This is a genomic window from Roseibium suaedae (assembly GCF_900142725.1).
Classification (GTDB): domain Bacteria; phylum Pseudomonadota; class Alphaproteobacteria; order Rhizobiales; family Stappiaceae; genus Roseibium; species Roseibium suaedae.
In genome coordinates this window covers 1-26,428 of the sequence record NZ_FRBW01000009.1, presented here as the reverse complement: position 1 = coordinate 26,428, position 26,428 = coordinate 1, and the positions used below count along the sequence as shown (strand labels likewise).

Here is a 26,428-nt window from a genome sequence, read left to right as displayed (position 1 = left end):
AGGTTGATATTGATCAACATACAATTCTGCCAAATAGACTAGCGTTCCATTGATCAGAATGCGGTCGTGAAATCCATTTTTGCGAATGGCGTTTTTTAAGATTAGGTGGGCTCCGAATGCGGTTAACCGAAAGAACAGACATCGCGGTTCGGATACTTATTTTCCTGTCCTTGCTGAAAGGGCAGAAAGTATCGATCGACCAACTGTCTGAACAATATATCGGTCACCGTGCGCAGATTGTTGCTGCCGTTCAACAGCTCCGCAAAGCCGGCATGATCGGGTCAACGCCGGGCCGTAATGGCGGCATCTGGATCGAAAAGGATCCCTCCGAAATTTCCGTGGCCGAAATCGTCCGCATGTTCGAGACCGACTTCGCCATGACGACCTGCATGAACCACAATGACGATTGTGCCCTGATCGGCAGTTGCCGCTTGCCGAGGCTTCTCAACGAAGCGCTTCAGCGTTTCTTCGAGCCCCTTGAGGCCGCAACCATCGCCGATCTCATCGTCCCGAACGCCATGCGCATCATCCATGAGAACCGCGAAGGCGCTGAAAGACTGGAAGCTTTCAACCACGGCCAGAGCTGACTTTTTTGTCCTGAATTTTCAGGAGCGGCAGAGCTGATTGCTGACACCGTGCATGGCCACTTCGCTGCCAGTTTTTGGATTTGCGGCAAGATCAGATCACAAATTTCAACTTACCTGATGGATATCAGACCCTGGCATCCGGAATCGCGGACTGTTGAGAATTAGATCTTTGTGAGCGCCCAGCGGGTTGCCCGTCGCAAGCCGTCGATTGCCAGCAGCAGGCTGATCTGTACTCCGCTGAAGAAAATGGCCGTAAGAGGGATCATGCCCGCCGCAGAATCGCGGGTCATCTTGCGGCTATAGTAAAGGTAGGTTGCCTCCTGAGCCGGGGTCCGGCCGGTCATGGCTTCGAACATGTCGAAGCGCAGAGTGAAGATCTTGTAAGAGAACCGGACGCAGAACACGATCAGGATGTAGGAAATCAGAAACGCCAGGCTGTAGCGAAGCAATCCGAACTGGCAGCGCCTGCTATAGAACAGCACTGCAATTGCTCCCGCGAACCCCACGCCCAATGCTGCCAGAAAATACAGGCTCGCGATCTTCTGTTCCATGTCATGCCTTTAAAATAAAATTAGTATGGCTCACTCTGAAATGGGGGCGGTTCACCTCGGGAGTTTCAGTGCTGAAGCCTTGAATTTTAGAGTGCGAATTTTTATGCGGCGCTTAGGGTGAAATTGTGATTTGTGTAGATATAAATGAAAGATCAATTTTTCGTAGAGGGAATATACATGTCTATATTGGTAATTGTTGCGATTTTTCTAATTTTGTTGATCTACTATTCTTTTAAATTCGACAAATACTCAGGTAAAGTTGATTCAATAAGTGATGCTGTAAGTTCATTTCAAAAATATACTAATTGGTCACTTGGTTATTTGTTTGTTTTTGTTAAGGCTTCCCTGATTATTTCCTTGTGTCTGTCAATATATATGATTTACCTGCATATGGCTGGGGTCAGTTAAACGGTTGCGGCGCCTTAGGGGTAAACCAAGTCGGAAACAATGGAAATTGGTCCTTCTATGCCTCTCTGGGCAGGAAGGATTGCAAAGGCCGTGTCTTGCAGGGGAATTGAGTGGCGGATGGGGTGTCCGCCATAGAGTAAAATCCAGCCGTCACATTCATTGAAATTACTTGCTTTTTTGTTTTCGTGTGACCCAAAGTGTGACCCAAAGTGTGACCCAAAAAAGAGGGGCATTTCGGGCTTATGGTTGCGAAGTTTGCTGCAAAGCGCGCAGGGTGGTGGATCTATCGGCGGCGGGTGCCTGCCGAGTATGCTGACCTGGACCCGCGCCCATTTGTGAAGCTTTCGACAAAGGTGCGCGTGGGGGATGATCCTGCGTGTCTTGTTGCCGGTCCGATTGTTGACCGGCTCAACCGTGAGGCGGAGGCCTATTGGGCGGGATTGGCATCCGGCCGGGTGGATGCGGCGGCCGAGCGCTATCATGAAGCGGTGCGGCGCGCGCGGGCGCGTGGCTTTGCCTATCAGTCGGTTCGAGAGCTTGCTGATCCTTCCTCTGCCTGGCTGGGGGACGTGCTGACGCGTGTTGAAGCCGTTAGCCAGAGAAGTTCAACTGTTGCAGTGGCCGATGCGGACGCTTTTCTGGGCGGTCTGGAACCTCCGAAACTGCGTATCTCAGATCTTTTCGAGGAGTTCGAGAAGTCTCAGAAAGTATATTTGAGAGATCTTGCCGAGGATCAAAAGCGCAAGTGGCGGAACCCGAAACTGCGGGCGCTTGAGAACCTTTTGAAGGTGATCGATGACAAGCCGCTGCTGAACCTGACCCGTGAGGACGCAATCGAGTTTCGCGCCTGGTGGCAGGACCGCATTGTGTCGGAAGACATGAACGCGGATACGGCGAACAAGGATTTCGGTCACATCAACAAGATGCTGAAAACCCTGATCCTGGAGCGCCAACTGCTGATGGATACGCCTTTCCGGGAATTGCGTTTCCCGAAGGGAGCGCCACCTGACCGGCAGGCCTATGACCCGGCATATGTGCAGGACAGGCTTTTGCCGGGGCTCAGCGGGTTGAATGCAGAGGCGAGGGCGGTTGTCTGCGTGATTGCCGAGACGGGTGCGCGGCTATCCGAAGTGTGTAATGCCAGGTTCATCCTGGACCATGATGTGCCGCACCTGTCCATCCTGGCGGATGAGCGCAAGACCAAGACGTGGCAGTCTGTGCGCGAGATTCCTCTGGTCGGTGTTGGGCTGGCAGCGGCCAGGGCCTTTCCAAACGGATTTCCGCGCTACCGGCACAAGGCGGATGGCCTGTCCGGCCTGGTCAATCACTATCTTTCAGACAATGGATTGCGTCCCAGCTCGCAGCATACGCTTTACAGCCTGCGCCATACGTTCGAGGACCGGTTAACGGCGGCAGAGGCGCCGGACAAGATTGCGGCAGCCTTGATGGGGCACAAGTATCACCGGCCGCGCTATGGTACTGGTCCGACGCTTGAGCAGAAGCAGAAATGGCTTCAGGCCGTGGCCTATCAGGTGGATATGGTTTTCTGAGGCGGTGCAAGCTGGGGATTGGCTTGTGGGTTGTTCAGGGCGGCCAGACGCCGGACGCGGGACATGGTGTCCTGCTTGTCCTGCAGGGCGGCCAGCTCGTTTTCCAGCCGTTCGAATAGCGGGAGGAATTTCTCGCCCTCAGGCGTGCGCTCAATCAGCCAGGCAAGCTTGATCAGCGCGGCTGCAACGCGCTCGATCGTAATGGGCTTGCTGGACTGACGGCGGGACACTGGCTTTCCCCTCAGCCGCGCGTGACAGATGCAACGCCAATGGCGCTGAGACGGGCTTCTAGCTCGGTGCGGGCCTTGTCCGGGCCCCAGGCTTTCAGCACCTTCGGGAACGGCCCGGTGCGGACGATGAAGTCCTGCCGCTCGATGGCGCCTGCGGGCACCAGGTCGCGCATTTCCGTTGCCAGCAGTTTGCCGCCCAGCCAGGCAAGCTCGGCCTGTTCCTTGTTGAAGGCTTTCTGGTCTGCGGGTGGCTGGATGCCGGCTGCTTCAAAGATCGGGGCGGACAGTTCGTCCCGTGCCAGCTGGAACGTGTCGCGGAAGAGCTTGGCGCTGCCGGACATGTGGCCGAGATAGCTGACGGCCGGGCGGCTCAGCTCGCCCAGGTAGGCCTTCCAGAAATCATTCAGGAGGGCGAGGGGCTTCATCTTGGCTGAGGCGAAGTCATAGGCGTGGCAGCAATGCTGCGCCAGGCTGTAGGAAACAAAGCCCGTGGCACCATTGAAGCGCGGGATGCGCACAAGGGCGGCCACCAGATCCGGCCAATGGATGTCGGCTGCGGACAGGTTCATGAGATCCAGGCAGCGGCCGGAGGCTGTCAGATACATGATAGCGGGCTGGGCACGTTCCAGGGGGATCTGTGGTCTGATCATCCTCAGCGTCCTTGTTTGATGGCCGTTACAGCCGAGAGGGCTTCTGTGAAAACCGCGCTCGCGCGGGTTCTGAATTGACTGACCAGGCCAAGAATTTCGGCCCGGTCATGGGGTGTCAGGGCGACCAGCTGGTCGATGCGCCCGGCGATCTCATCCATTTCAGCCAGAAGGCTCCGCACTTCTGCGGTCATCCGGTCGGCGCGGTGGGCTGCTGGTGGCAGGGTGCGCTGAGCGTCTTGCTGCTCGATGGGCGAAGCCGGGCGCATCAAGCCGCCTCAGGCCGGGCCGTGCATGCCAAGCGCCTGAAGATAGAGGTCCAGGATCGCCTCTTCCTCTTCGCGCTCGTGCGGCTGCTTTTTGCGAAGGGAAACGACCTTGCGCAGGATTGTGGTGTCAAAGCCGTTGCCCTTGGCCTCGGCGTAGACATCCTTGATGTCGTCGCCGATGACCTTCTTTTCCTCTTCCAAGCGCTCGATGCGTTCGACAAAAGCCCGCAGCTGATCGCCTGCAACGGCTTCAGGCGAAATGGTAGTTTCAGTCATTTCGGGTCTCCGGAGTGTGATGGGGGAATGGGGAAGACCAATCAGTTCTGTTTCGGCCTGCGTTTCATGAGCTGCCCAAATCGCTTGTTTTGGTTTTGCGAAATGCGCCTCGCCAGCGCCCGCTCTATCGGCCGGATGAAGTCGTCCAGGTCGAAGGGCCTCTCGAACCTGCCCGCGAAAACCACTCCAAGGTTCGCCCCAAGCGCTGACAGGCTTGAAAGATTCAGAGCTTCTGGATCGATTGTTTTCGTGCTGCGGTCCAGCTCTTTTGCCTTAAGTCGCTCTAGCGAGGCCTCCAATATGGCCACGCGCTCGCAGAGGCCTGCGACGGTCTTGAAGAGCAGGGCAAATTCCGCGTCCCGTTTCTTGCTCATGGCTTCACCCCTTTCAAAAACCCTGCCGCCCTGCCGGAGGGAGGAGAGGTCACGGCAGGGCGGGCGCCGCGCGCCTTGCGGGGCGCTGCGGGGATCTGGAAGGGGTTTTCAGATGCAGACTGCTTTTGGCCCCACATCGCAGCCAGAACGGCGCAGATGATCAAGGTTGCCGATGGTGCGAATATCGCGAGGGCAAAGAGGAGCAGTGATTGGGATGTCATTGGCTTTCCTCGCTTTTCTCGAGCGGCATCAGACAATCAGGCGATACAATTAAAGATTAATAGTGTAGCTAATATTCTGCGTCAAATAAAAATTAGTGTTACTAATATTGAGAGGCGGCGCACTCTCCTCGGTAGTTGCGCAATCTTTGGTGGTTTACTTAGGATTGGTGCGGAACATGCCCATTGGAAAAGGAGGTGTTCCAGGGTGCCTGTGCGTGTGAAGCGGCTATCGATAGCCGTTGTGCGGCATATGGTCGTCGACGAGTAAAACTTACTCGCGAGGCCCTACCGATCAAAGAGATCGCATGCAGGACCCTTGGCGTGTCAATTATGTAGACCGTTTACTTGTGATTTGTTTTTAAGGCAGTTTCTTCCGGAAACGCAGCCCTTAGCATTTGTTCGATGCGCTTTAGTTCGTCGAGGCTTCTTTCTCTAAAGAAGCGGGCCATCCAGTCATCCGCAGCGGCGTGGTCTGGCGTGTGCATTATCAAGTCTGCCGGTGAGCAGAAGAGGGCCTTGGCGATCGCTTCAAGAGTTGGCTGTGTGTAGTTTATTTGGCCGCGCTCTAACTGAGAAATGCTGCCCTGCGTCACCCCAGCTGCTTCCGCGAGCTGCTCCATTGTCATTCCGCGATGCTTTCGCCATTCGCGAATGAAATGCCTTGGCTTATTGGGTTTTGGATTCGGGTGAACTTTCGCCATGCTTATATTTTCGCACCAAGCTGTCTTGGGGCCAGACAGTGGTGCTAATATTTTGGCTTGCGTGTTAATATCAGTATGGCTAATATTTTGAACCATGATTGATATCCAGACAGCCTTTCGCGGCAAGCGCGGTTTGATCAAGACGATAGCGGATGAGCTAGGCATAACCCATGGGGCTGTGTCCCAGTGGAAGATTGTTCCTGCGCTTCGTGTCCTTGATGTGGAGAGGATTACGGGTCTCCGGCGTTCAGAGCTGAGGCCGGACCTTTATCCTCCTGAACGATGCGAGATGTCATACTCGCAGGACTTGGACGGTCAGTCATCCCGCAACCTCGGCCAAAAATCCGGGGCTATCGTTGATCATCCAGAGGGCGCTTCCCATGACTGAGCGTGTTTCCACCCCCGAAGAGCGCCGGGCGCTGAAGCTTTCCACCCAGCGGTTGATCCGTCAGTGCGGCGGGCAGGAGTTCTCTGCCAGCCTGACGCGAGTATCTCACCAGACCCTTTCAGACTGCGGTAACACGACAGGCGAAAAGCACGTCAACACCTTCCTGGCGCTGGATGTCGCCCTGGACTTGATCCTGGATCGCACCCAGCACGGCGAGGTTCCGGCTTTGCTGCGGGATCTATGCCGCCTTGCGGGCGGTGTGTTTGTGCCCTTGCCGGATCCGGATGCGCGGGGTGCATTCGCCAGGGAGACAGCAGCGGCGGTGAAGGAAAGCGGGGAGGCGGTTTCCGCGCTCGTTCAGGCACTTGCTGATGATGGCGAGGTGACCCCGGATGAGATCCGTGCCGGTCACATGATCCCCCAACTGCGCGAAACCGTCGAAGCTTTCACCTGTCTTTTGGCTCATTGCGAGGACGCCTTGAAAGCCGACGCGGAAAAGACTGGCGTTGCGGCGATTTCAGGAAGGGGGAGGCAATGAGTGCTGCGCTCTATTTACCTGCCTCACCCGCCCTGACCGATGGCGTGTTTGACCTCTACCGGACCCGTCCCGGGCTTGTGGCTTCCGGGTACCGCATGGCCCCTGCTGCTGAGGGTGGCGGAGTGGTCTGGGTGCTAATGCCGGTGCGCCCCTTGCGGGGGAAGGCCCTGGAGCCGCTGCGCAAGGTTGCTGAAAAAGGTTTCAATGATCTGCCGTTGATGATCGGCATGGGGCGCCATCATTTCAAAAAGCTCTTCGGCTCTTGCTGCCTCTTCCTCGCTCAGGTGATGGGTCGAGATCCGGCGCAGGTCAATGAGTTTCGAAAGCGCCTGGGCCTTGACTTGGTTGAGGTAGGCGGTGGGCCCCTCGGGCGCATTTACAACGTTGGCGGTGAGCTGATCGGCGAGGATGGACAAAAGTATGTCCAGTGGGCCGGGCGCGTTTGTCATGGGGATCCATCCGCCTGTGTTCTCGTTGTCACTGGTCTTGACTTCTCCTTTTCTGAAAATGGCCTGGCCGGGGAGGGCGGCGAATGAGCGCCTTTGCCGCCACTGCCTCTTCAGGTTTCTCCGTTTCTTCAGGCGATTGGCATGCCGGTCAGTTCGACAGCCAGATTGTTGATCAGCTCGACTTCGCGCTCATCTCTCTTGCCGTCCGCATCCATGACGGCGATGGCGCCGATCAGGAGGTTTGTGACCTCTGCAGGGCCGCGGGAATAGATATCGTCCAGGGCGGCGGCGATGGCCGCGCGGTCCGGCTCCAGCCTTCGGATGAATGCGGAGATCATCTTGGCTTCCTGTCTCGTCGGTTCCAGGAGCGCTGCTTCGAGGGTGTGTGCGCAGCTGTTCAGGATTTCGGTTGTTTCGCTCCGGCGACGGTTGTCGTCGCTCGCAGACAAGGCGGCCAGAAGAACGGCGTGCGGCTGGATGACCTGGCGCATCTTGTTCCACCGCTTGCGGTGGTCCGGCGTCCGGTCATCGGGTGCCGACTTGAAAAATCTTTCCGCACCAAACAGTTCGACCAGGAAGCTGTTCACGTCGCTGAAAACTTCGCCGTCATAGTCAATACAGCTGACGATCCGATCCGCCCGGAAATTCCTCATCGCCTTGCGTTCATGGCATTTCGCGTAGAGGGCGGGGCTGCCATCTGCGGCGGACCTGATGGAAATTACCGTTATGCGGCGCGTGGATGCCTGCCCTGCTGCGTCCTTATATTCGATGATGAAGCTTTGACCTTCGGCGGGGCCGAGGGCTGGGCCGATGTAGCTGTCCTCTTCGTCTTTTTCCGGCAGCAGGATGGCGATCGGGCTGGCCTGTGGCGGCCTGCCTTCGGATATGGCGGCCATTTCATCGATCAGCGCATTCAGCGCGGCAGTTGCTGCAATTCCCATGAGTTTATCAGCCTCCCAAGTGCAGCGGATATTTCTGCACGCCTCACTGCGTTTCGGCAACCCTTAGTGGAAGGATTGCGGCATGAACTGCATGACCCCGTTCCCTGACTTCGTTGCGGCTTGTGCTGCGCATCTGGCGGCGCTGCAAGTTGCGCATCCGGATGGACCGCCTGCGGATGTGCGGGAGGTGGATGTCCCTTCCGGGGTGTTGACCCCGCAGGAACTGCAGTTGTTGCAGGTCTGCGTCTATGGCCGTGCCTTTGCCGAGGGGATTGTGGACCCTCAAGGGCGGGTTCTGCCGGAGGCGCTCGCCGGGGCGTGTAGTGCGCGGGCTGATCAGGTATCAGCGCTGTTTGCCGGGCGCTCGCCCGGTGCGTCTGGCGCCCGTCACTTTCTTGCCTGGGCTGGTTTGACCTGGTCCGAGCTGCAGCGCTGCGGCCTGCGCCTGGCGCTTGTTCAGCAGGCTGCCGATGCCGGGGTTTTCGATGATGACCCGGAAGATGAGGTCCGCGCGGATTTGAAAGCGCGGACGGAAGCTATCCGTCTTGGGGCGACCTGTATGGGAGGTGACCAGTGAAACGGCTTGATCGTATCCGCCTGGGCAATGCCCTGGCCAAGGCCCGTCAGGAAATGGGCTTTAGCATCCGCACGGCTGCCATGGAAAGCGGCGTTTCCGCCCCCACCATCAGCCGCGCCGAACGGGCGCATCCGGACAGCGTGCAGAACGCGGAGAACGTTCTGGTTCTCTGTGACTTCTACGGCCTGAACCCGCTGAGCTTTTTGGCCCAAACCGGGCCGGATCTTGAAGGCCGGTTTCACGGGAATACACCCGTGAAACACTTTGAAGGGGCAGGGGCATGACTGCTCTGGCGCGGGTCGCATTGCGGGCGCGTGGTGATGTCGCGCTGGCAGGGGCAAGAAACCTCGGCCTGCCGGTGATCTTGCCGGGGCATAGGAGAAAACCACGCTCCGGTGCGTTACGGCATTCGCAATCACATCCGTGTTGTTCGGTGGGTAGAGGCAAGGGGGCAACGCCGTTGAGCCCGTTTGGGTCTATTCCGAACCGGGGGATTGGCTGTTCATGCTCTTCGTGGCGAGATCGGGAAGATTTCCATCAAAGTCGCAAGGTCTTCTTCCAGATATACCCAGTCCAAAAGCTCCAGTGCCGTTCTGAAATATTCTTCTGCATCACTTGCGGTGCCGCTGAAATTTGGGGGGAGTACAATCGGAGAGTTCTGGTTTTTGATGTTTGGGTCGTCGGTTTTCTCACCGGTAATTGGATCAATCCTTGCTATGCGCAGTTGCTCGGAAGGGATTCCCAAGAATCTGGGTGGATTGTCTGGGTCGAAATAACATTGGAGCATACTCCATCGTGGAGATGTCATTATGAAAGCTCCAGAGATGTCGCATCCGGGCCCAATCCTTCCGGATCCGTAAAAATTGAAGTAAGTATCCGTCAAATTGCAATTCATAATACTGAATCTATCATGCCAAGATTCTGTGAATATCAAGTCGCTAAGATTTGCGTTTGTAATTACATTTCTGGAAATACACGTGCCGGAGAGGTTGTATTTAATTTCTTTAATGTTTTTGTCGGAATCTCTCAGTCTGAAAATTGCATTCAATGCAAAAATTACATCCGAGGATGTTGCAGTTCCAGATTTCCTATTTCTAATTTTTTCTTCAAAATCTTCTCCGCTTGTGAAATATGCTTTGGATATTTCATTCGTATTTTCAATTACAAAATCCATGAAACAATAAGGGACCTGTTCGCCCAGAAGCTCTGGGTCCTCATTGGCCAAGGTTTCCAGAATTCGCAGACCCGCCAGCTTGGTTTGAATGGGCTTTGCTGCATCGATCATTTCGAGGGCTTTCTGGAAGCGGTCGATTTGCATGTTGCTGCGCGAGATCTTGGTTTGCTCGACGGCGTTCTTGGCCTGGCGGTTTGCTGTTTCCGCGTTCCGGTTGGCTACCTCCGCTTGCCGGTTGGCGATCTCGGCTTGCCGGTTGGCTGTTTCCGTTTGCTTGTGGGTTTGGTGTGTGCGCCATCCGGCAAAGCCGAGTGTGATGATTGCGCCAACGCCGATCACGATCGCCTGAACCATCTGGAAGCGGGTTTGGCCATTTTCGGCCACGGGCGCACCCCAGTAGATGGCATCAACGCCAATCGTGAAGATACCGCCTGCGAAGCCTCCGACGACGAGGCACATGCAGCCGACAATCGCGTAGCTGAAATAGATGGAATAGGGCTGTTTCATCTTTCTACACGTTCTTCTTTATTCAATCTTTTGGAATTTTTTGTCGGAAATGGGTGGAAAGCTTTTCAAGTATGTCTCCCAATTTGCATCAGGCCACTCCTTGATCGCTCTATTGACGAAATCGCCCCAAGGTTCGGATCTATGTCGCAGCGGTATAGCCTTGCGCAGCTCCTCCGGAACATCTTGAGGCAAATTGTCTTCATACGCCCAAACCTTGAATGTAGTGTGCGCGCTCATAGTTACGTCTTTAAGATTAGCTCCAGAAATGTCCGTGGCTATCACAGTTGCGCCCCAAAAACTCGCGTTTACAAGGCGACAATTCGAAAAATCCGCACACAAAATGAAAGCTTTATCGAATATGGATCCGGCAAATACGCCGTTGGTCAAATTTTTATACGACAAATTTATGTGTCTAAGGTTAGAGTTGATGATCCTCAAACTCCACTGCGCTTCTCTTTCTATCAAGATTGCATCAGAAACTTTGTTTCTAATGTGCGAGACCGCATCAATTGCTTCCTGAAGATCTGGCGCAAATCGTGCTTTCGGTGGCGCCTTTGGTGTCGCATCAGAAAGAATGCCATCTTCCCTAATAATGTCCTTCTGGGTTCGTTCGCGAACAAAGCCAGTAAGCACATCGAGAACCAAAATATAGGTTTCGTCTGGGTCGCTCAGAGCCAGATCCCGAAGAGCATAGACGCCAGCCAGTCGGACAGTGAGTTCCTCACTTTCCAGCATCAAGGCGCCTTTCTGATACCTATCAATAATCAGACCACGCTCGGCGGTAGCTGCTTGGCGGAGACCGGTGCGCGTTTGGAGGTAGGACAGCCAAGAGCGCCATATGGCAAGACCAAGGCCAACAACAGCAAGAAAGCCGAGGAAGAAATTTCTGCTGATCGCCGAGCGGTCGAACCTCGTTGCGGTTATGCCGTCCTGGTTGACCGTGTGCTCGCCCCAGTATTGCCAGGTCCATTCCACATTCTGATTGGCGACAATCAGAGCCATGAGACCAAGGCCAATACAGCCAAGAAAAATCCCTGCGACCAGAGCATCCCGTGCGGAAAAATCGCTGTCGGGCTTCCCCGTCAGTGTCTTATCTCGTGCCCTATCCGGGGAAGGCGCGTCTCGCATAAAGGTCTGGTCCAGCTCGAGTTTAGAGAAGCAAGATTAAAACCAAAGGCTGTGCCGCTTCACAAGGGGAGAGTTGCGGCATGAGCAGCCTTGTCTTGACCCTTTCCGCAAATCAGAGCATGTTTTGGGCGTCCGGGCGAAAAAGGTCCGGATCGGGGATGAGAGCCCGACTGTCCGAAGACGCTCAGCGCGTCATGCACCTTTGCGGGCGCGTTTTTTCGTGCGCGTTCCCATATAGATTGCGTGCGCATCCTATGGCTGGGCGTGCTGGGGAACCTTCGGGTTCGCTGGTTCCTTCGGGCCAGTCTCTCAACCCGGCACGTCCGGCCACCAGGGTGAGAGCTGTTGGCCAGACCTTATCGGTTAACCGAAGGAAACCGGCCATGGCATTGAGCGTCAAAGCGGCTTGTGAGCCCGCGTGTCTAATCAAGCTCCAAAACCAAATCCATGATTTACGGGATCTCTCCTATGCGCTGTCGGCGGTTCTGGAGACGATTTCCGGCTGTCCGCAAAAGGCGGATAGCGCTGGCCTGACCGCTGCCAGCTTTCTTGCGCTGCAAATGCGCAAGCGGCATGAACGGCTGGCGGATTGTGCGGACAGGCTGTCCCTGGAAAGGGGGCGGGCATGAAGCGCTTTTCTGATGCTGAGTTGCAGCGGGTGAAGGACCGCCATCCGATCTCGTCTATCATCGGCCCGCATGTGACCTGGGACCGGGCCAAGACCCAGCCGGGCAAAGGCGACTTCTGGGCTTGCTGCCCCTTCCACGGGGAGAAGAGCCCCAGCTTCCACTGTGAAGACCCGAAGCAGCGCTACCATTGCTTTGGCTGCGGGGCGGCGGGCGATCAGATCCGCTTCCTGCAGGACTTCAAGGGAATGAGCTTTGCCGAGGCTGTCGAGGCCTTGGGCGGGGACGCTGAGGCGGAACCCTTGAGCGCCGAAGAGGTTGCCCGGCAGGCGGCTGAAACGGCCAGGCGCCGGGAGCAGGCGGAGGCAGAAGCCGAGCGGCGGCGGCGGGAAGAAATCGCCCGCGCCCTGAAGATCTGGAACCTTGGTGGCCGCGTCTCCGGTACGGAAGGCGCCGGCTATGTGCGCGGGCGGGGTTTGCTGCCGTGTCCTGTGTCCCTGCCGATCCGGTTTGTTCCGCATCTCAAATATTGGCATCAGCGCAAGGTGCCGGGGCAGAAAAAGCCGGAGCTGTTCGTGCTGTTCTCTGGGCCTGCGCTGCTGCTGCCTGCCACTTTCGCGGACGGCTCCTTTGCCGGTGTTCACATGACCTGGATCGATCCGGCCCGGCCGGGGAAGAAGATCCAGATTGAGGACCCTGAGGCAGAACCGAATGCAGACGGCACGCGCCCGCTGGTTGCCCCGCGCAAGTATCGCGGCAGCCAGCGCGGGGCGACCCTGAAGCTGTGGACGCCTGAGCGGTTTGACCGGTTGGTGATGGGTGAGGGATGGGAGACGACTGCCTCGCCTCTCGTTGCCGAGTTTGGCATGCCTGTCTTTGAGCGCACCGCTTATTGGGTTGCGATCAGCCTGCAGAACCTGGGCGGCAAGGCGGTGGCATCCGTCGATCATCCGGAGCTTTTGAACACGGCCGGACGGCCGCTGAAAGTGCCTGGTCCTGTGCCGGATCTGAGCGATCCTCGTGCTATCGCGATTCCGGATTGCGTGCGTGAGTTTCTGCCGCTTGGCGATGGGGACAGCGACCGCTTTACCGTCTGCCAGGTGCTGGAACGGGCGAAGGCCCGCTATCAGACCCCTGACCGGGTGGTTAGCCCGAAACTGGCGCCGGATGGGATGGACTTCAACGACCTCCTGCAAGAGGGGGCGAGCGCATGAGCGGGACAATGCAGACAGGCACGGAGGCTGGCGGCAAGGCCGCCGTTGCCGACATGACCGCAAAGCTGCGGGCTGAGCTTGCCTCCGGACAATTGGAGCGGGAGGGAGAGCAGGGGCAAAAGGGGAAGCGGGATGGCCGCGCCCGCGTGCGCGAGCTGATGGAGCAATCCATCCAGCCGGGCCTTGCTGATGAAGACGGCATTGCCGCGCCGGAAGCGCCGGAGACTGAGAACTACACGGGCGGAAACGCGCCGGTGCCGCAGGACTGGGGCTATTCTCTTGAAGAGATCAACCGCGCCTGGGCGCTGGTTCTGATCGGCAGCAAGGTGGCGATGGTGCGCGAACAGCCGGGGGCGAAGGTGGAAGACAGGATCCGCGTGGTCCAGGTCGACAGTTTTCGGCATATGTTTTCGAACAAATACACCCAGGTGCGCGGCGCTGACGGGAAGATAAAGACCATCACCTGGGCCAAGCGCTGGGAAGGCGAGCGGCACCGGCGCCAATATGATGGCATCGAGTTCCATCCTGATCCGGAAAACGGGCAGGGGACGCCGGGGTATCTGAATCTTTGGCGCGGCTTCGCCTGCGCACCTGATGCGCGGGCCGGGTCTTATGCGATCTTCCGCGACCACATGCTGACCAACATCTGCGGCGGGGATGAGGGCCTGTTTCTTTGGGTGTTCGCCTGGTTCGCCCATTTGATGCAGAAACCACGGGAGCGGCCGGGAACGGCGCTTGTGGTGCGCGGGCTGATGGGCACCGGCAAGTCCGTCATGGGGGAAGTGTTCGGCGCGCTGATCGGCTCGCACTATTTCATGGTGGATGAGCCACGCTATGTGACCGGGCAGTTCAACGCGCATATGTCCGCCTGTCTGCTGCTTCAGGCGGAAGAGGCGGTGTGGGCCGGTGACAAGGTGGCGGAAGGGCGGCTGAAAGGGCTGATCACTTCCAAGACGCAGATGATTGAATCCAAGGGCGTCGACCCTTATCGCCTGGACAATTATGTGCGCGTGATGATGACCTCCAATGAGGATTGGGTGGTGCCAGCGGGCAAGGATGAGCGGCGCTATTGCGTGCTGGATTGCGCGGGGCACGCGAAGGAAAACCACGGTTATTTCGCGCAGATGTTCGAGGAACTGGAAGCGGGGGGCTATCAGGCCTTGCTTGCGGATCTTCTGTCCTTTGACCTTTCAAAGGTGAACCTGCGCCATGTGCCGCGCACCGGGGCGCTGTTGCAGCAGAAGCTGCGGACACTGGATAGCGTCGATGCCTATCTGTTCGAGCGGCTGAGCGAAGGGGCTTTGCTGCGGGCGGATGACACGTGGTGCCCGGATCCGCATGTGGTGAAGCAGGTTCTATTCGATGAGTATCTGACCTGGGCAGACAAGGTGGGCATCAAGCGGCGGAACAACCTGAATGAGTTCGGCCGGGCGCTGATGAAGCTGATCCCTGACATTCAGGACACGCGGCCGCGCAGCGGGCAAAGGAAGCGGGCTTATGTGTTTCCGCCCCTGAAGGATTGCCGGGCAAGCTTTGAAGCTGCCGTGGGGCAGGCTGTTGATTGGCCGGATGAGCCGCAGGACTTGCCGTCTGGCGCCGAAAACTCAGGCCATGGAGAGACAGGATGGTAGGGGGAGAAGGACGCTCAGCGGCTCTCGGTCCACACAAGTTATGGACCGGTGGCCCGCCTATGGACCGAAATTCATTAATGAAATCAACGACCGGTCCACATGGTCCATATGGTCCATACAGATTTGCGCCCCGCGTGCGTGCGCGTGCGCGTGAGGGCTTGTCCCCCTTTGGCCCTGCTCTCTCGGAGCTGAAAGTTATGGACCGTCTGGACCGCTTGTCTAACGCTTTGAAATGGCACGGAAATACTGGTCCATACTGTTTTTATTTTGACTGGACCAGTATGGACCATATGGACCGGGGGTTCTGATGAAGCTGATTGATATCGAGAAGCTGCTGCGGTGGGCTTATTGCGAGGAACTCATCAAGGACAAGCCGCAGCGCACTGGTCCGGCGCCGGTCAAGAGCGCCTGGGCTTCGGTTGGAAGCTTCGCGGAACTGCTGACGCGGGTGGATGACAACCGGTATGGCGTGTTGCCGGATCTGGACAGCGAAGGTGAGCCGCATCCAGATGCGGTCTGCGTTCATCATGCGGTGGCGCGGCTCGATGGCCGGGGCATTGTCCTGTCCCGCAAGTGGAACCCGATGCCGGAGCTGATGAAGTTTGAAAGCTATGCCGATCAGGCGCTGGATCAGGCGCGGTCGGTTCTGGTCCGGACGGGGGCAAATGGCGTGCCGGTGTTGCGGCAATCGTTGTCTGTCCTGGTCCGCAAGGTCGCGGTGCTTGGGCATGCGCCTGATGGGGCAGGGGAATGCCCGGAACTGAAGGCGCTGACCGGTGCGAATGGGGCGCCGATTGGGTTCCGGGAAGTGGTTGAGCACTCGGTTGGTCCGTTCGGCGAAGTGCGGGAGTTTGCCTATGAGGTCGACGATGGGTGGGATGCGCGGCGGAAGGGGCTGAAGCCGGGCGCTTATTTCAAGTTCCAGCTCTCACCGGACCCGATTCCGGTTCTGGTTGAGCGTGGGGAGTTTGCGCTCTACCGGATGGCGCTCGATGAACTGGCGGAAAATCTGCGGGGCAAGCTTTCCGAGTTCGAACCGGTGGCAACGCGCCGGTCCTGGCGCCCTTGGGATGGGGGCATGGGCGCTGATTGGTCTGGTGGCGTTTTCGGGAGAATTCTAAAAGGTGTGAATAGTGCAGAAGTTACCTAAAGGGGGCAGCCTGTATTGCCGTTGCATCCTCCAGGAAACGCGAAAGTGGGCGTTTTTGTTCTCAGAAGGTTTGGCGCTAATTGCCAAGTAGCTTAATCTTCGATCACGGGTGAGACTCAAAACATTGACCTCATCGTTCTGATATAGTTTTAGATTCAGTTATAGATAGGTATTTGACTTATTTTTACTTAAGCTCAAAAATTGAATTACCTATTCCAACATATAATTGTGATGTGAGGTGTATTTAATGGCGAAAAAGCCAAAAACACGCGTCTTAGCTATAATGAACGGTGCGAGAATAACTCTATTCACAGTCAAAGAGGTTAAAAGCGGTGATCTAATTATTTCAATCAACAAGGCATTTGCTTCATTGCATACGCTTGGCAGCAATAGGCCGTACAAAGAAGGTCACTTCACTGTACATAAGTCGAACGAAGGTAACGACACCTGCCTAAGTCATGAAACAATATACGGGAACGGTGATATAGAGAAAACCGTATCACTCATAAAGAATACTAAGGATTTTCTTCTGTTTCCGGTCTTCTTTCGTGTGGAGGGTGGGCCGCCTCGTCAGGAGCCCTTTAATATTCGAGATAAGGATAAGAATGTATATGTTGGTAATTACTTCAATCTGACGACGTCGATATGTTACAGCGTATTCGTGACGAATTTAAAGGAGGATCTTGGAATCAAATGTGATGATTTTAATTTTTATGATCTTAAATTCGGCTATTTCAGGTTGCTGATATTTGTAAGTTATTGCGACATTACATCTACGGTTCCGTTTATGGTTACCTATCGCGGTAGTTCTGTTCGTTTGAACAACGAGCCAGTTAATTTTGATGAAAGAAAGGTTCTGTCTTCAATTCGCGGCATGGAAATGCTCAGACTACACTATAAGCATAGTCAAGAAATGCTTTGTGAATCATATAAAATAATTTCCTCTGATAAGGACATGATGTCACTTGATAGGGAATTTATTTCGCGTGTGGTGAAAGATAGACTACTTGTAAAGGAGTCTAGATTTTATGTGTCGGATAGAAAAAAACGTTAGATTTGAGTGTGATTATTTAGATCATTGTGTGATCTGAGAATTAATATTATTTTTCAATATGTTGACATCGTTTTGCGCTCGTTTGATTTTCACTTTGAAAAAAGGCTTGATCTACAATCGTAGTTTGACATACCTTCGTCGTACTGAAAAAGGTTCAAGACCCCGGAGCGGAAACGCGGCCGGGGTTTTTGTTTGGCCGAAGCCCGGCCCGACCGCCAGCCCCCCTTGGCTTTCCCGGTCACGGGTCCTTCCGGGGGACCTCATCATATGCGGGCGGACTGAGGGCACAGGTTTTTCGGATAGATCAGATTTTGGCAGGGTTGACGGGGTTGACCCGGTTGACGGTTACAGGGTGACGGGTTGACGGCAATGGTTGACGCTGATCAGTCCGGAACCTGGGTCACGATTGCCGAGCTTGGCCGCTTGCACGGTGTCTCCAAGCAGGCGGTCTCGAAACGGGTCCGGCGTCTTGAGGCGGATGGTAAAATTCAGGTCCGGCAAGAGGGGCAAAGCCGCCTGGTCAATGCGGCGCAATTTGCGCGGCTGGTCGCGGACACGACAGATCCGGCTCAGAGCCTGCGCAATTGTTCGGCACCGGTCCTCTATGATCAAAGTGCCCCGGACCTTCTGACCGATATTCCGCCTGATGCCTCGGCCTCGGCCTCGGCAAGCGGCGGCGGGCAGCGGATCTCCTACAATGATGCGAAGGCCCGGCGAGCGGCGATTGATGCCGAGATCGCGGACCTGAACCTGAAGGAACGGCAAGGCGAGCTGGTCTCAAAGCGCGAAGCCGAAGACCGGACCTTTGAACTGCTGCGGCGGGTCCGGGACCGGATCATGAGCCTGCCGCGCACGATCTCTGACCGGATCGCTGCGGCGCCGGATGCCCGCGCTGTCCGCATCATCCTTGATGATGAACTGCGGTCAGCCTTTGAAAGCGCTGCCGACGAATTTGAGAAGGAAATGGAGGAAGATGCAGCGTCAGGCGAGTGACTATGCATCGGCTCCGGTTCTCCGGGCGAACCTCAATTCCCTGAACCGGTCTGCTGCGGAAGGCATTCGCCCTGACAAGCGCATGCTGGTGTCCGAGTGGTCCGAGCAGTTCCGCAAACTGCCGGAGGGCAGTGCGCTCCCAGGCAAGTGGAAGAATTCCACCGCGCCCTATCTGGTCGAGCCGATGGACCGGCTTTCGCCGGATGATCCTGTTCCCGAGGTGGTCATCAAAAAGGCCGCTCAGTCTGGCGGCTCCGCAATCGCGGAAAGCTGGATCGGGTTCATCATGCACCTGACCCCGGCGCCGATCATGTACATCCAGGCCACGGTGAAGGCGGCCAAAGATTGGAAGGTTGAAAAGCTAGACGAGACGATTGCTGCAACGGATGTTCTCAATCCCGAAAAAGGCGGGGTTGTGAAGCCGGTCAAGGCAAAGGGCGGTGAAGGATCCACCGCTGAGCGTATTCGCTTCAAGGGCGGGTTTCTGTTGCTTGCCGGGGCAAACTCGGCGGCCACGCTCCGGCAGCACTCGATCCGCTTCATGGTCCGGGATGACACCTCGGCCTGGACGGACAGCGCAGATGGGGAAGGCGATCCGGACAAATTGTCCGAGCAGCGCCTGAAAACCTACAAGGCCTTTGGTCTCTCAAAGACGCTGGACGTGTCCACTCCTGCGGAAAAGGGGGAGGACATTGACGCGAAGTATGAGAGCAGCGATCAGCGCCGCTATTACTTCGCATGCAAGGTCTGCAATGCCCTGAATGATTGGGACTGGGAGGACGTCAAGCGGAATGAGGTTCCGCCATACCGGTGCCATGTCGTCTGCGGGGCCTGCGGCGAGGCCCATTTCGAGGCGGACAAGAAAGTCTTTGAGGCCCGCGAGCGCGGTGCCTGCTGGGTGCCAACGATCCCGGACGAGAACGGGGAAGTGCCGCTCAAGTGCATCAGCCTGGATGAGGCTCAGCGCTGGCGGAACCGGCACCTGCCGGTCTATCGGGCAGGCTATGACATCACCGGTTTCATGTCGGTGTTCGAGCTTTGGGATGAACTGGCCCGGCAAGAGGATGAAGCTGGCGACGATCCGGAGCTGATCAAGCCGTTCATGAACACCGCGCTCGGGAAGGCCTATGAAGCCAAAGGGGACGCGCCACCCTGGGAAACTCTGTCGGCGCGGCGCGAAGGGGCATGGCAGCGCGGAACCGCTCCGGCCGGGGTGCTTTACGTCACGCTGGCCGTCGATGTGCAGGCCACCGGCCTTTATTGGGAACGGGTTGGCTGGGGGCCGAACAAGCAAAGCTGGACCATCGACTACGGCTTTCTGGCCGGGGATACGGCGGTTGAACTGGACGGGGCATGGCCGAAGCTGGACCAGGTCGCAGACCAAGGCTTCAAGCATGCCTGCGGTGCCTGGCTTCAGGATGATCTGATCGGGGTCGATTCCGCTTATCATTCGGACGCGGTCTATGCCTGGACCCGCCGTCGCCCGAATGCCTTGAACGTGCGTGGCATTGACGGCTGGTCGAAACCGGCCATCAGCGGCGCGGAAAATACGGAAGTGCGCAAGAGCGGCGTTTCTGCCGGTCGGGCAAAACGGTTCGGCGCCAAGGTCTGGCTGATCGGAACCTACGGGATCAAGTCAGCGCAGATGGTTTATTTCGGGCGCGGGCCGAAAGAGGGCGAGAGTGATTTCCCGCTTGGGTATTGCCACTTCCCGGCCGACGCGGAAGACGACTATTTCAAGATGCTCGTCTCCGAATATGTGGTTCTCGAGAAGAACAAGCACGGGCCGAGCCGGGTCTGGAAGGCTCGTGGCGCGAACCACTGGCTGGACTGCCGGGTCTACAACTACGCCATGACCCACTTTGCCAACCTTTGGCATTGGGGGGATGAGGAGTGGGCAAGGCGAGCCGCGCACTACTCCGAGCTTGCGGCAAAGCCGGGTGACCTCTTCGGTCACACCCCGACCGTGGTTCTGGCTGCGGCTCCGGTAAAGCCGCAACAGGCAGAGCCTGCGCGGGCGAAGCCTCAGGAAGACGATGACCCGCATGGGCTCAAGGCGCTTTCGAGGCTCAACACATAAGCGAGCAAACAATGAACCGAGAAGAGATTGAACAGGCCATCACGGCGCTGGAGCAGCGGAAGCTTGCGCTCTTGACCGGCAAAGGGCGGCTCAAGGTCAGCGGTGCCGATGGTGGCAGCGTGGACTTCCAGCAGGTGTCGATCTCCGAGATTGATCAGGAAATCACCCGCCTGAAAGTTGCGCTCGGCAAACTGACGGGAACCAGGTCCGGCGTTGGGCCGGTCATTGCCGTGATCGGGGGGCGGACTTGAACACTGTTACGATCAAGCCGGTTGTCCGGGTCAAGAGCGGGGATGCGACGGGCGCAAGCGCCCGCATGATGTCTGCCTTTGGAGGCCCTGCCTATTCGGCGGCGGACACTCGAATGCAGGGCCTCATGAATTGGGCTCCAAATCTCAATTCTGCGGATGCGGATTGGCTTCCCGACCGTGACCTTGCGGTTTCCAGGACGCGCGATCTTGAGCGCAATGAGGGGGCGGTTTCTTCCGGTGTTGACCGTCAGGTTGACATGCTGGTTGGCGGAACCTTCCGTCTGAACAGCAAGCCTTCCGCCCGGCTGCTTGGTATCAGCCAAAGCGAGGCGGATGAACTTGGCCAGTCGATCCAGACGGAATGGCAGGCCTATGCAGAGGATCCGATTTTCCGGTGTGATGCGGAACGCCAGTTGAACTTTGTCGGTCTCATGGGGCTGATGGCTCGCGAATTTGTTGCGGGCGGGGAGGCTTTCGGCGTTCTGCGCTGGCTCGAAAAACCGGGCCGCGACTATGCGACCGCGATGCACGTCATCGACACTGACCGGCTCTGCAATCCGAATGGCACTATGGATACCGCAACGCTTCGGGGCGGTGTTGAGACGGATGAGGATGGGGCGCCAATTGCCTATCACGTCCGCAAGGCGCATCCCTCAGATGTTTTTAGTTATGGCGCGGAAAGCTGGATCTGGCAGCGGTTCGAGCGCTGGGACGAGGTGGGGGACTGGCAGCGGCCGAAGGTCATCCACTGCTACGACAAGCGGCGGCCGGGGCAAAGCCGTGGCGTTTCCCGGCTCGTTACTGCCCTGAGCCGCATGAAGATGCTGGCCAGCTATTCCAAGGCGGAACTGAACACAGCGGCGCTGAATGCCTCCATCGTCGGTGCGATCTACACTCAGCTCGGGGCCGATTATGCAGCCGAAACCCTCGGTGGGGCGAACTTCGGTCAGGGCACAGACTGGAAGGGGTTTAACCAGTCCAGGAGCGAGTTCTACCAGGGCGGCAATTCAATGGATCAGGCCCGGTTCCTGACCCTGTTCCCGACCGACCGCCTGGACCTAAACAGTCAGCCGCGACAGACAAGCGGCTTTGCGTCCTTCCAGCAATCTTTCCTGCGGTCCCTGGCTGCGTCTCTGGGTGTCTCCTATGAGCAGCTTTCGATGGACTGGAGCCAGACCAACTATTCCTCAGCCCGCGCGGCATTGAATGAGGTCTGGCGCGGTATTCACCGGCTGCGCGGCTTGCTCGTCTCCGGGATTGCAAATCTCTGGTTCGCAGCCTGGCTGGAAGAGGCGTTGGACCGGGGCAAAGTGGATGTGCCTGCCGGTGCGAAGAGCTTCTATGAGGCTCCTGCCGGCTATCTGCGCGGTGACTGGATTGGCCCTGCGCGTGGCTACATCGATCCGGTGAAGGAGGCTCAGGCGGCGATCATGCGCATGGGTGCCCGGATGACGACACTGGAGCGCGAAACAGCCGAGCAGGGCGGGGATTGGGAAGTTAATATCGAGCAGTTGGCACGGGAGGCCGAGCATCTGGCTCGCAACAATCTGACACCTGTGGCTGCGGCATCGGTTCCGGCAAAACCGGGGCTGGATGATGAAGAGACCACTCAGCAATCGGAAGAAGGCCGGTCATGATCGAATTAATCAGTCCTTGTCAGGTGGCCCTGGCCGAAGAGCACGGGATGGCTTTCGCCCATGCGATGCAGAAGGCGGCATCCGTCCAGGATCAGGCGGCTGGGTTTACCTGGCTCGAAGACTGCCGGACACATGACCTCTACGAGGTGATTGACGGTGTGGGGGTCATTGTCGTGTCCGGGATCCTCGTGGACGAGTTGCCCTTTCATGGCGCGTCCTGGATCACCGGTTACAACGGTATCCGGGCGGCCGTTGCCTGTGCCCTGGGGGATGCGTCAGTGAAGGTCGTTGCCCTTCTGATCAACAGCCCTGGCGGGATGGTGCGCGGCTGTTTCGAGTTGACCGAATATCTGCGCTCTGCGGGTGAGGAAAAGCCTCTGATGGCTATCGTCAAGGGCATGGCGACCTCGGCAGCCTATGCGGTCGCGGCCTGTGCCGAAGTCATTTCCGTGCCGCAGACCGGAACGGTTGGGTCAATTGGTGTCTATCGGATGCATGTTGACTGTTCAGAGCAGCTCAAGGCGAGCGGTCTGAAGGTCACCTTTGCCAAGGCTGGCGGGCAGAAGACGGATGGCAATCCTTATGAGCCGCTTTCCGATGACGTCAAACAGCGCTGGGACGAGGTGGTTGAAGCCGAGCGGGATCTCTTTGCCCAGGATGTTGCCCTCGGCCGGGGCATCACCAAAGAGGCCGTGCTTGCGACCGAAGCGGCCTTGTTTGAAGGACCGGTGAACCTGATCAAGGCCAGGGATCTCGGGCTGATTGATCTGATCTTGCCGCCAGCGGCGGCATTCTCACGACTGCGGGAAGCCGCAGCGAAACTGAACTGACCCCAAGCAAAGAACTGGAGACCCTCATGGGTGTGACGAAAAGCAGCCTGCTTGCCCTTCTTGGCAAGCCGGATCCCTCTCGCGCGTCTTCCTCTGCGGAGGAAACCGAGGCCGAGGATGAAGAGGCCGAAACGGAGGAAGAGACCTCCGAGGCGGAAACGGAAGATCAGACTGACGAGGCCGCTGAAGAAGAAACGGCAGAAGACGAGGACGAGGAAGACGGCGCTGGCGAAGGCGATCAGGCTTCCCGCTTTGAGCAAGCGCTCAACCTGATGAGCAGTGGCCTGGCTGAAGGGCGCGGCAAGCTTGCCAAGGAACTCGCCTCCGATGTTGCCACGGGCCGCATGTCGGCAGAGCGGGCTCAGAGCCTTCTGAAAGCCGCGCCGAAAACTTCGAGCCTTTCTGCGCATATGTCCGGCAAGGACAAGGGGCCTGGACAGGACAAACCGTCCAACCAGGCAAGCGATCTGTCCAAGGCAGAGCAGAGCCTGCTTGCCACCGCGCAAGGCATGAAGACCTCCCGCCGTCCCCGCTGACGTGCTGTCAGCCGATCAGGGCTGACGAAACGATGCCGGGTCATTTCGCCCGGTCCATTCAACTCTCTGAAATCATGGAGGGCCACATGGCCACTGCAACCTACCAGCCCGGTGGGCTGATCGCTGGCACCTATCCCGTTGGCAAGCGCACCGTGACGATCACGGGCGGGGCCTTTGAGGAAGGTACCGTTTTGGGCCGGATCACGGCTTCCGACAAATACACGCTCAGTCTCACGGCCTCGGCCGATGGCTCGGAAGTTCCGGCTGTCATTCTGCCGGTCGCTGTTGACGCCAGCGGCGGCGATGTGACTGGCCCGGTCAATGACAGCGGCGAATTCGATGCTTCGAAGCTGGTCTACGGCGCGGGTCATGACGCCGACACCGTGGAAGCCTCGTTCCGCCAGACCGGGAAGCCGATCTACCTGCGCAAGCTGGCTTAATCCCTCTTCTCAATCCCTTTCGCCAAGCAATTGGCCATCATAAGGAAACTCAATCATGGACCGTCTGTTTTCGACCGCGGCGCTTCTGGGTGTCTATCCGACCCTTGACCGCCCGGTCCCCTGGCTGAAGACCATGTTCTTCGGCGATACTCTGACGTTCACGACGCCTGAGATTGCTTTCGACAAGCTCAAGGCCCGGCGCAAGCTCGCGCCCTTCGTCAGTCCGAAGGTTCCCGGCAAAATCCGGGGCAAGCGTGGCCGCTCAGTCGAGACGTTTGAACCCGCCTACGTCAAGCCGAAGAATGCCATTGAACCCGACCAGAACTTTGTGCGTCTGACGGGGGAGGCGATCAACGGCGAGCTTGCGCCTGAACAGCGCTATAATCAGGCGGTGATCCAGGAGCTTGACGATCAGGACGCGGAGATCACCCGCCGCGAGGAATGGATGTGTGCGCAGGTGCTGCAGACGGGTTCTGTCATCGTCGAGGGCGAGGACTATCCGGCTCAGAACCTGAATTTTAACCGGGATGCCGCGCTGACAAAGCAGCTCGCAGGTGCCGCCCGCTGGGGCGAGGCAGGTATTTCGCCTCGCGACAACATTCGGGCCTGGGCTACGGAAGTGGCGCTCAAGTCTGGCGGCTCCGTCACGGATGTCGTCTTCGGTGCCGAGGCTTCGGAACTCTTCGTGAAGGATGACGAGGTCAAAAGCATTCTGGACAATCGCCGTCAGGCCGATGGCCAGATGCAGCTCGGGCCGGTGGCAACTGGCAGCCAGGACATGGTTGCAGCCTATCTTGGGTCCATTGGCCAGTTTAACTTCTGGCAATACACCCAGATCTTCGAGGATGAAGACGGCAACATCACCGACTTCTTCCCGTCCCTCGGCTGTCTGGTTGCCGCGCGTCCCACCTTCAATGGGGCCTTCTGCTATGGCGCGATCCGTGACAACCGGGCTCTGCGTCCGATGGCCCGCTTCCCGAAAATGTGGTCCGAGGAGGACCCGTCTGTGGACTTCCTGATGACGCAGTCGGCTCCGCTTCCCGCGCCTCGGGAAGTGGACGCAACCAGTTTCATCATGGTGCGCTAACCGCCCTTTGCTCCGGTGGTCGTAACCTCCGGAGCCTCCCTTCCTGAAAATTGAGGAGCCTGAGATGGCCGAGAAGATGAAGACGGTGCACTTGAATGTGACCGTTGTTACGGGTGATGGCGAGTTCAAGCCGGGCTCTCCGGTGAAGATCCCGGAAAAGGACGCAGCGGACTACCTGAAGCGTCATGGTGAGGTGGTCGCTTCGAAAGGGGCAGCGGAGAAGTCTGCCCCCAAGAAGCCGACCGGTGACGCCTTGGCCAAGGCGATCCTTGCCGCGATGTCCGACCTGGACAAGGACAACGAGGATCATTTCACCGCAAGCGGCAAGCCGGTGGTTTCTGCCCTTGAAAAGCTGCTCGGCTATGACATTACCGCAGCCGAGCGCGATGCCGCTCTCGCGACGGTTTCGAGCGATCAGAAGCCTCTGGTCTGATCATGCGCAAGGATCTTTCCGCTGAAGTCGTCAACGCCGAGTTTGAAGAGCTTGGCAGCGAAGCCCTCTATGGTCCGCAGGCCTGTCTTGTGCTTTGGGCGCGAGACGAAGATGAGGGCATCGACTTTGGCGGGGCCTCCCGGCCAGTCGGTCGGTCCAGCCTCCTGAAGGTCCGGGTTTCGGAGGTCACACCAATACAGGGCGGAACCTTCGAGGTGGATGGGCAGAGCCATAAGGTGATTGCCAAGCCGCTGATCAAGGATCGCGCCCGGCTGGTCTGGACCTGTCAGGTGCAGCCGGTCTGAAAGGGGCAACATGGTCAGCGATATCAAGCTCGCCCTTGTCGGCAACCTGAAGACGGAACTGGAAGGTCAACGGAAGGACGTCGTTTCCGGTGTCTGGGAAGGCACCGACGATGCAGCCGAGTTCGTCAAAGGGCGGTTGCGGGGCCAGGTGACACGTTCCGGTCTTGGCGACCGACTTGCCAAGACCTGGCGGCACAAGACCTATCCGCGCAAGGGGACTGACACGCTGGAACCCGCTGCTGTTATCAGCAGCAAGGCGCCGAAGATCATTCATGCCTTCAGCTCGGGCGAAACCATCCGGTCGAAAGATGCCGGGGGCTTTCTGGTCATTGCGACAGACTTTGCACCTGTGAGCCTAAGCCGAACCGGCCGCAAGAAGCGCATGTCGATGGCGGACTTTCTGGCCACCTTCGGGATGGACAGCTTGCGGTTCTTTCCCAAGCCAGGCAGCCGGAACAGGGTAGTTTACGCGATTGCAGATAAGGGCTTCCGGCGAGGGCGCGGAAAGCGGGGCGGGTCAAGGCAAGTCACCGAGCGAGGCAGGATAAAAGCCGAGCCCGTGCTGATGTATGTGCTGGTGAAGCAGGTCCGCCTTGGTCAGCGGTTCAATATCGATCTTGTGGTCCGGGCTGCAGAGAAGGCTTT

Annotated in this window: 34 protein-coding genes; 22 read left to right on the top strand and 12 right to left on the bottom strand. The window is 57.7% G+C overall.

What is annotated here, in order from left to right:
- Window positions 1–116: 116 nt before the first annotated feature.
- Window positions 117–587, top strand: a complete 471-nt coding sequence (locus BUA94_RS22560; protein WP_073015659.1) for an RrF2 family transcriptional regulator — start codon at window positions 117–119, stop codon at window positions 585–587.
- Between the two features lie 161 nt (window positions 588–748).
- On the opposite strand, the gene BUA94_RS22555 is transcribed toward BUA94_RS22560, so the two are convergent.
- Complete coding sequence (locus BUA94_RS22555) at window positions 749–1,138, bottom strand: hypothetical protein (protein WP_073015657.1); 390 nt, start codon at window positions 1,136–1,138, stop codon at window positions 749–751.
- Window positions 1,139–1,881: 743 nt separating this feature from the next.
- On the opposite strand from BUA94_RS22555, the gene BUA94_RS22550 reads away from it, so the two are divergent.
- Window positions 1,882–3,096 carry a site-specific integrase gene (locus BUA94_RS22550; RefSeq protein ID WP_235860678.1) on the top strand — a complete coding sequence of 405 codons (1,215 nt, stop codon included), beginning with the start codon at window positions 1,882–1,884 and terminating at the stop codon, window positions 3,094–3,096.
- Here the strand turns inward: BUA94_RS22550 and BUA94_RS22545 are convergent.
- The 7 genes from BUA94_RS22545 to BUA94_RS22520 form a co-directional block, all read right to left on the bottom strand.
- A complete protein-coding gene (locus tag BUA94_RS22545; RefSeq protein ID WP_073015653.1) occupies window positions 3,075–3,326 on the bottom strand; it encodes a hypothetical protein in 252 nt (83 codons plus the stop codon). The genes BUA94_RS22550 and BUA94_RS22545 overlap by 22 nt on opposite strands.
- 11 nt (window positions 3,327–3,337) lie before the next feature.
- Window positions 3,338–3,976 (bottom strand): hypothetical protein, encoded by a 639-nt coding sequence (locus BUA94_RS22540; protein ID WP_073015651.1) that lies wholly within the window; start codon window positions 3,974–3,976, stop codon window positions 3,338–3,340.
- 2 nt (window positions 3,977–3,978) lie between these two features.
- Window positions 3,979–4,242 (bottom strand): hypothetical protein, encoded by a 264-nt coding sequence (locus BUA94_RS22535; RefSeq protein WP_073015649.1) that lies wholly within the window; start codon window positions 4,240–4,242, stop codon window positions 3,979–3,981.
- A gap of 9 nt (window positions 4,243–4,251) precedes the next feature.
- The gene (locus BUA94_RS22530; protein ID WP_073015648.1) at window positions 4,252–4,518 is read right to left on the bottom strand and encodes a DUF2312 domain-containing protein; all 267 of its coding nucleotides are present in this window, start codon (window positions 4,516–4,518) and stop codon (window positions 4,252–4,254) included.
- Window positions 4,519–4,559: 41 nt separating this feature from the next.
- A complete protein-coding gene (locus tag BUA94_RS22525) occupies window positions 4,560–4,892 on the bottom strand; it encodes a hypothetical protein (RefSeq protein ID WP_073015646.1) in 333 nt (110 codons plus the stop codon).
- On the bottom strand, window positions 4,889–5,113 hold the full coding sequence (locus BUA94_RS23470) for a hypothetical protein (protein ID WP_139251262.1): 225 nt from the start codon (window positions 5,111–5,113) through the stop codon (window positions 4,889–4,891). The genes BUA94_RS22525 and BUA94_RS23470 overlap by 4 nt, the downstream gene beginning before the upstream one ends.
- 341 nt (window positions 5,114–5,454) lie before the next feature.
- A complete protein-coding gene (locus tag BUA94_RS22520; protein WP_175558112.1) occupies window positions 5,455–5,910 on the bottom strand; it encodes a helix-turn-helix domain-containing protein in 456 nt (151 codons plus the stop codon).
- Here BUA94_RS22520 and BUA94_RS22515 point away from each other — a divergent pair.
- Both BUA94_RS22515 and BUA94_RS22510 read left to right on the top strand, forming a co-directional pair.
- A complete protein-coding gene (locus BUA94_RS22515; protein ID WP_073015642.1) occupies window positions 5,909–6,202 on the top strand; it encodes a Cro/CI family transcriptional regulator in 294 nt (97 codons plus the stop codon). The two genes, BUA94_RS22520 and BUA94_RS22515, sit on opposite strands and share 2 nt — an antisense overlap.
- Entirely contained in the window at window positions 6,195–6,740 is a 546-nt protein-coding gene (locus BUA94_RS22510) for a phage regulatory CII family protein (protein WP_073015640.1), read from the top strand. The genes BUA94_RS22515 and BUA94_RS22510 overlap by 8 nt, the downstream gene beginning before the upstream one ends.
- A gap of 134 nt (window positions 6,741–6,874) precedes the next feature.
- Here the strand turns inward: BUA94_RS22510 and BUA94_RS23465 are convergent, their stop codons facing one another.
- Window positions 6,875–7,189 carry a hypothetical protein gene (locus BUA94_RS23465; protein ID WP_139251261.1) on the bottom strand — a complete coding sequence of 105 codons (315 nt, stop codon included), beginning with the start codon at window positions 7,187–7,189 and terminating at the stop codon, window positions 6,875–6,877.
- 128 nt (window positions 7,190–7,317) lie between these two features.
- On the bottom strand, window positions 7,318–8,130 hold the full coding sequence (locus BUA94_RS22500) for a WYL domain-containing protein (protein ID WP_073015637.1): 813 nt from the start codon (window positions 8,128–8,130) through the stop codon (window positions 7,318–7,320).
- An 82-nt stretch (window positions 8,131–8,212) separates the two neighbouring features.
- On the opposite strand from BUA94_RS22500, the gene BUA94_RS22495 reads away from it, so the two are divergent.
- Window positions 8,213–8,707: a hypothetical protein gene (locus BUA94_RS22495; RefSeq protein ID WP_073015635.1), complete on the top strand. Its 495-nt coding sequence runs from the start codon at window positions 8,213–8,215 to the stop codon at window positions 8,705–8,707.
- Entirely contained in the window at window positions 8,704–8,991 is a 288-nt protein-coding gene (locus tag BUA94_RS22490; RefSeq protein WP_073015633.1) for a helix-turn-helix domain-containing protein, read from the top strand. The genes BUA94_RS22495 and BUA94_RS22490 overlap by 4 nt, the downstream gene beginning before the upstream one ends.
- Before the next feature lie 218 nt (window positions 8,992–9,209).
- Here BUA94_RS22490 and BUA94_RS22485 read toward each other — a convergent pair whose 3' ends face one another.
- Window positions 9,210–10,388, bottom strand: a complete 1,179-nt coding sequence (locus BUA94_RS22485) for a hypothetical protein (protein WP_073015631.1) — start codon at window positions 10,386–10,388, stop codon at window positions 9,210–9,212.
- Window positions 10,389–10,406: 18 nt separating this feature from the next.
- Complete coding sequence (locus tag BUA94_RS22480) at window positions 10,407–11,390, bottom strand: pentapeptide repeat-containing protein (protein WP_208980208.1); 984 nt, start codon at window positions 11,388–11,390, stop codon at window positions 10,407–10,409.
- A 509-nt stretch (window positions 11,391–11,899) separates the two neighbouring features.
- Here BUA94_RS22480 and BUA94_RS22475 point away from each other — a divergent pair.
- The 16 genes from BUA94_RS22475 to BUA94_RS22400 form a co-directional block, all read left to right on the top strand.
- Complete coding sequence (locus BUA94_RS22475) at window positions 11,900–12,145, top strand: hypothetical protein (protein ID WP_073015627.1); 246 nt, start codon at window positions 11,900–11,902, stop codon at window positions 12,143–12,145.
- Window positions 12,142–13,356 carry a CHC2 zinc finger domain-containing protein gene (locus BUA94_RS22470; RefSeq protein WP_073015625.1) on the top strand — a complete coding sequence of 405 codons (1,215 nt, stop codon included), beginning with the start codon at window positions 12,142–12,144 and terminating at the stop codon, window positions 13,354–13,356. The genes BUA94_RS22475 and BUA94_RS22470 overlap by 4 nt, the downstream gene beginning before the upstream one ends.
- Entirely contained in the window at window positions 13,353–14,987 is a 1,635-nt protein-coding gene (locus BUA94_RS22465) for a DUF5906 domain-containing protein (RefSeq protein WP_175558111.1), read from the top strand. Before BUA94_RS22470 ends, BUA94_RS22465 begins: the two co-directional genes overlap by 4 nt.
- 307 nt (window positions 14,988–15,294) lie before the next feature.
- On the top strand, window positions 15,295–16,137 hold the full coding sequence (locus BUA94_RS22460) for a hypothetical protein (protein WP_073015624.1): 843 nt from the start codon (window positions 15,295–15,297) through the stop codon (window positions 16,135–16,137).
- Window positions 16,138–16,384: 247 nt separating this feature from the next.
- Window positions 16,385–17,191, top strand: coding sequence for a hypothetical protein (locus tag BUA94_RS22455; protein WP_073015622.1), 807 nt, complete (start codon window positions 16,385–16,387; stop codon window positions 17,189–17,191).
- 369 nt (window positions 17,192–17,560) lie between these two features.
- Window positions 17,561–18,184 carry a winged helix-turn-helix domain-containing protein gene (locus BUA94_RS22450; protein WP_073015620.1) on the top strand — a complete coding sequence of 208 codons (624 nt, stop codon included), beginning with the start codon at window positions 17,561–17,563 and terminating at the stop codon, window positions 18,182–18,184.
- The gene (locus BUA94_RS22445; protein ID WP_073015619.1) at window positions 18,165–20,264 is read left to right on the top strand and encodes a phage terminase large subunit family protein; all 2,100 of its coding nucleotides are present in this window, start codon (window positions 18,165–18,167) and stop codon (window positions 20,262–20,264) included. Before BUA94_RS22450 ends, BUA94_RS22445 begins: the two co-directional genes overlap by 20 nt.
- 11 nt (window positions 20,265–20,275) lie before the next feature.
- Complete coding sequence (locus BUA94_RS22440) at window positions 20,276–20,515, top strand: hypothetical protein (protein ID WP_073015618.1); 240 nt, start codon at window positions 20,276–20,278, stop codon at window positions 20,513–20,515.
- Window positions 20,512–22,152 carry a phage portal protein gene (locus BUA94_RS22435; RefSeq protein ID WP_073015617.1) on the top strand — a complete coding sequence of 547 codons (1,641 nt, stop codon included), beginning with the start codon at window positions 20,512–20,514 and terminating at the stop codon, window positions 22,150–22,152. Before BUA94_RS22440 ends, BUA94_RS22435 begins: the two co-directional genes overlap by 4 nt.
- Window positions 22,149–22,982: a S49 family peptidase gene (locus tag BUA94_RS22430; RefSeq protein ID WP_084082202.1), complete on the top strand. Its 834-nt coding sequence runs from the start codon at window positions 22,149–22,151 to the stop codon at window positions 22,980–22,982. Before BUA94_RS22435 ends, BUA94_RS22430 begins: the two co-directional genes overlap by 4 nt.
- Before the next feature lie 26 nt (window positions 22,983–23,008).
- A complete protein-coding gene (locus tag BUA94_RS22425) occupies window positions 23,009–23,518 on the top strand; it encodes a hypothetical protein (RefSeq protein ID WP_073015616.1) in 510 nt (169 codons plus the stop codon).
- An 86-nt stretch (window positions 23,519–23,604) separates the two neighbouring features.
- Window positions 23,605–23,958: a head decoration protein gene (locus BUA94_RS22420; protein ID WP_073015714.1), complete on the top strand. Its 354-nt coding sequence runs from the start codon at window positions 23,605–23,607 to the stop codon at window positions 23,956–23,958.
- Window positions 23,959–24,013: 55 nt separating this feature from the next.
- Window positions 24,014–25,045, top strand: coding sequence for a major capsid protein (locus tag BUA94_RS22415; protein WP_084082201.1), 1,032 nt, complete (start codon window positions 24,014–24,016; stop codon window positions 25,043–25,045).
- A gap of 64 nt (window positions 25,046–25,109) precedes the next feature.
- Window positions 25,110–25,478 (top strand): hypothetical protein, encoded by a 369-nt coding sequence (locus BUA94_RS22410; RefSeq protein WP_073015614.1) that lies wholly within the window; start codon window positions 25,110–25,112, stop codon window positions 25,476–25,478.
- 2 nt (window positions 25,479–25,480) lie between these two features.
- Window positions 25,481–25,783 carry a head-tail joining protein gene (locus tag BUA94_RS22405; protein ID WP_073015613.1) on the top strand — a complete coding sequence of 101 codons (303 nt, stop codon included), beginning with the start codon at window positions 25,481–25,483 and terminating at the stop codon, window positions 25,781–25,783.
- Between the two features lie 10 nt (window positions 25,784–25,793).
- The coding region (locus BUA94_RS22400; RefSeq protein ID WP_073015612.1) for a DUF6441 family protein at window positions 25,794–26,428 on the top strand (635 nt) is incomplete at its 3' end.

Bases quoted from the DNA above. Each gene is read 5' to 3' on its own strand.
- BUA94_RS22560 (WP_073015659.1), top strand. From the start codon at position 117: ATGCGGTTAACCGAAAGAACAGACATCGCGGTTCGGATACTTATTTTC.
- BUA94_RS22555 (WP_073015657.1), bottom strand. From the start codon at position 1,138: ATGGAACAGAAGATCGCGAGCCTGTATTTTCTGGCAGCATTGGGCGTG.
- BUA94_RS22540 (WP_073015651.1), bottom strand. From the start codon at position 3,976: ATGATCAGACCACAGATCCCCCTGGAACGTGCCCAGCCCGCTATCATG.
- BUA94_RS22535 (WP_073015649.1), bottom strand. From the start codon at position 4,242: ATGCGCCCGGCTTCGCCCATCGAGCAGCAAGACGCTCAGCGCACCCTG.
- BUA94_RS22530 (WP_073015648.1), bottom strand. From the start codon at position 4,518: ATGACTGAAACTACCATTTCGCCTGAAGCCGTTGCAGGCGATCAGCTG.
- BUA94_RS22525 (WP_073015646.1), bottom strand. From the start codon at position 4,892: ATGAGCAAGAAACGGGACGCGGAATTTGCCCTGCTCTTCAAGACCGTC.
- BUA94_RS23470 (WP_139251262.1), bottom strand. From the start codon at position 5,113: ATGACATCCCAATCACTGCTCCTCTTTGCCCTCGCGATATTCGCACCA.
- BUA94_RS22515 (WP_073015642.1), top strand. From the start codon at position 5,909: ATGATTGATATCCAGACAGCCTTTCGCGGCAAGCGCGGTTTGATCAAG.
- BUA94_RS22520 (WP_175558112.1), bottom strand. From the start codon at position 5,910: ATGGTTCAAAATATTAGCCATACTGATATTAACACGCAAGCCAAAATA.
- BUA94_RS22510 (WP_073015640.1), top strand. From the start codon at position 6,195: ATGACTGAGCGTGTTTCCACCCCCGAAGAGCGCCGGGCGCTGAAGCTT.
- BUA94_RS23465 (WP_139251261.1), bottom strand. From the start codon at position 7,189: ATGACAAACGCGCCCGGCCCACTGGACATACTTTTGTCCATCCTCGCC.
- BUA94_RS22500 (WP_073015637.1), bottom strand. From the start codon at position 8,130: ATGGGAATTGCAGCAACTGCCGCGCTGAATGCGCTGATCGATGAAATG.
- BUA94_RS22495 (WP_073015635.1), top strand. From the start codon at position 8,213: ATGAACTGCATGACCCCGTTCCCTGACTTCGTTGCGGCTTGTGCTGCG.
- BUA94_RS22485 (WP_073015631.1), bottom strand. From the start codon at position 10,388: ATGAAACAGCCCTATTCCATCTATTTCAGCTACGCGATTGTCGGCTGC.
- BUA94_RS22480 (WP_208980208.1), bottom strand. From the start codon at position 11,390: ATGGCTCTGATTGTCGCCAATCAGAATGTGGAATGGACCTGGCAATAC.
- BUA94_RS22475 (WP_073015627.1), top strand. From the start codon at position 11,900: ATGGCATTGAGCGTCAAAGCGGCTTGTGAGCCCGCGTGTCTAATCAAG.
- BUA94_RS22470 (WP_073015625.1), top strand. From the start codon at position 12,142: ATGAAGCGCTTTTCTGATGCTGAGTTGCAGCGGGTGAAGGACCGCCAT.
- BUA94_RS22465 (WP_175558111.1), top strand. From the start codon at position 13,353: ATGAGCGGGACAATGCAGACAGGCACGGAGGCTGGCGGCAAGGCCGCC.
- BUA94_RS22460 (WP_073015624.1), top strand. From the start codon at position 15,295: ATGAAGCTGATTGATATCGAGAAGCTGCTGCGGTGGGCTTATTGCGAG.
- BUA94_RS22455 (WP_073015622.1), top strand. From the start codon at position 16,385: ATGGCGAAAAAGCCAAAAACACGCGTCTTAGCTATAATGAACGGTGCG.
- BUA94_RS22450 (WP_073015620.1), top strand. From the start codon at position 17,561: ATGGTTGACGCTGATCAGTCCGGAACCTGGGTCACGATTGCCGAGCTT.
- BUA94_RS22445 (WP_073015619.1), top strand. From the start codon at position 18,165: ATGCAGCGTCAGGCGAGTGACTATGCATCGGCTCCGGTTCTCCGGGCG.
- BUA94_RS22440 (WP_073015618.1), top strand. From the start codon at position 20,276: ATGAACCGAGAAGAGATTGAACAGGCCATCACGGCGCTGGAGCAGCGG.
- BUA94_RS22430 (WP_084082202.1), top strand. From the start codon at position 22,149: ATGATCGAATTAATCAGTCCTTGTCAGGTGGCCCTGGCCGAAGAGCAC.
- BUA94_RS22425 (WP_073015616.1), top strand. From the start codon at position 23,009: ATGGGTGTGACGAAAAGCAGCCTGCTTGCCCTTCTTGGCAAGCCGGAT.
- BUA94_RS22420 (WP_073015714.1), top strand. From the start codon at position 23,605: ATGGCCACTGCAACCTACCAGCCCGGTGGGCTGATCGCTGGCACCTAT.
- BUA94_RS22415 (WP_084082201.1), top strand. From the start codon at position 24,014: ATGGACCGTCTGTTTTCGACCGCGGCGCTTCTGGGTGTCTATCCGACC.
- BUA94_RS22410 (WP_073015614.1), top strand. From the start codon at position 25,110: ATGGCCGAGAAGATGAAGACGGTGCACTTGAATGTGACCGTTGTTACG.
- BUA94_RS22405 (WP_073015613.1), top strand. From the start codon at position 25,481: ATGCGCAAGGATCTTTCCGCTGAAGTCGTCAACGCCGAGTTTGAAGAG.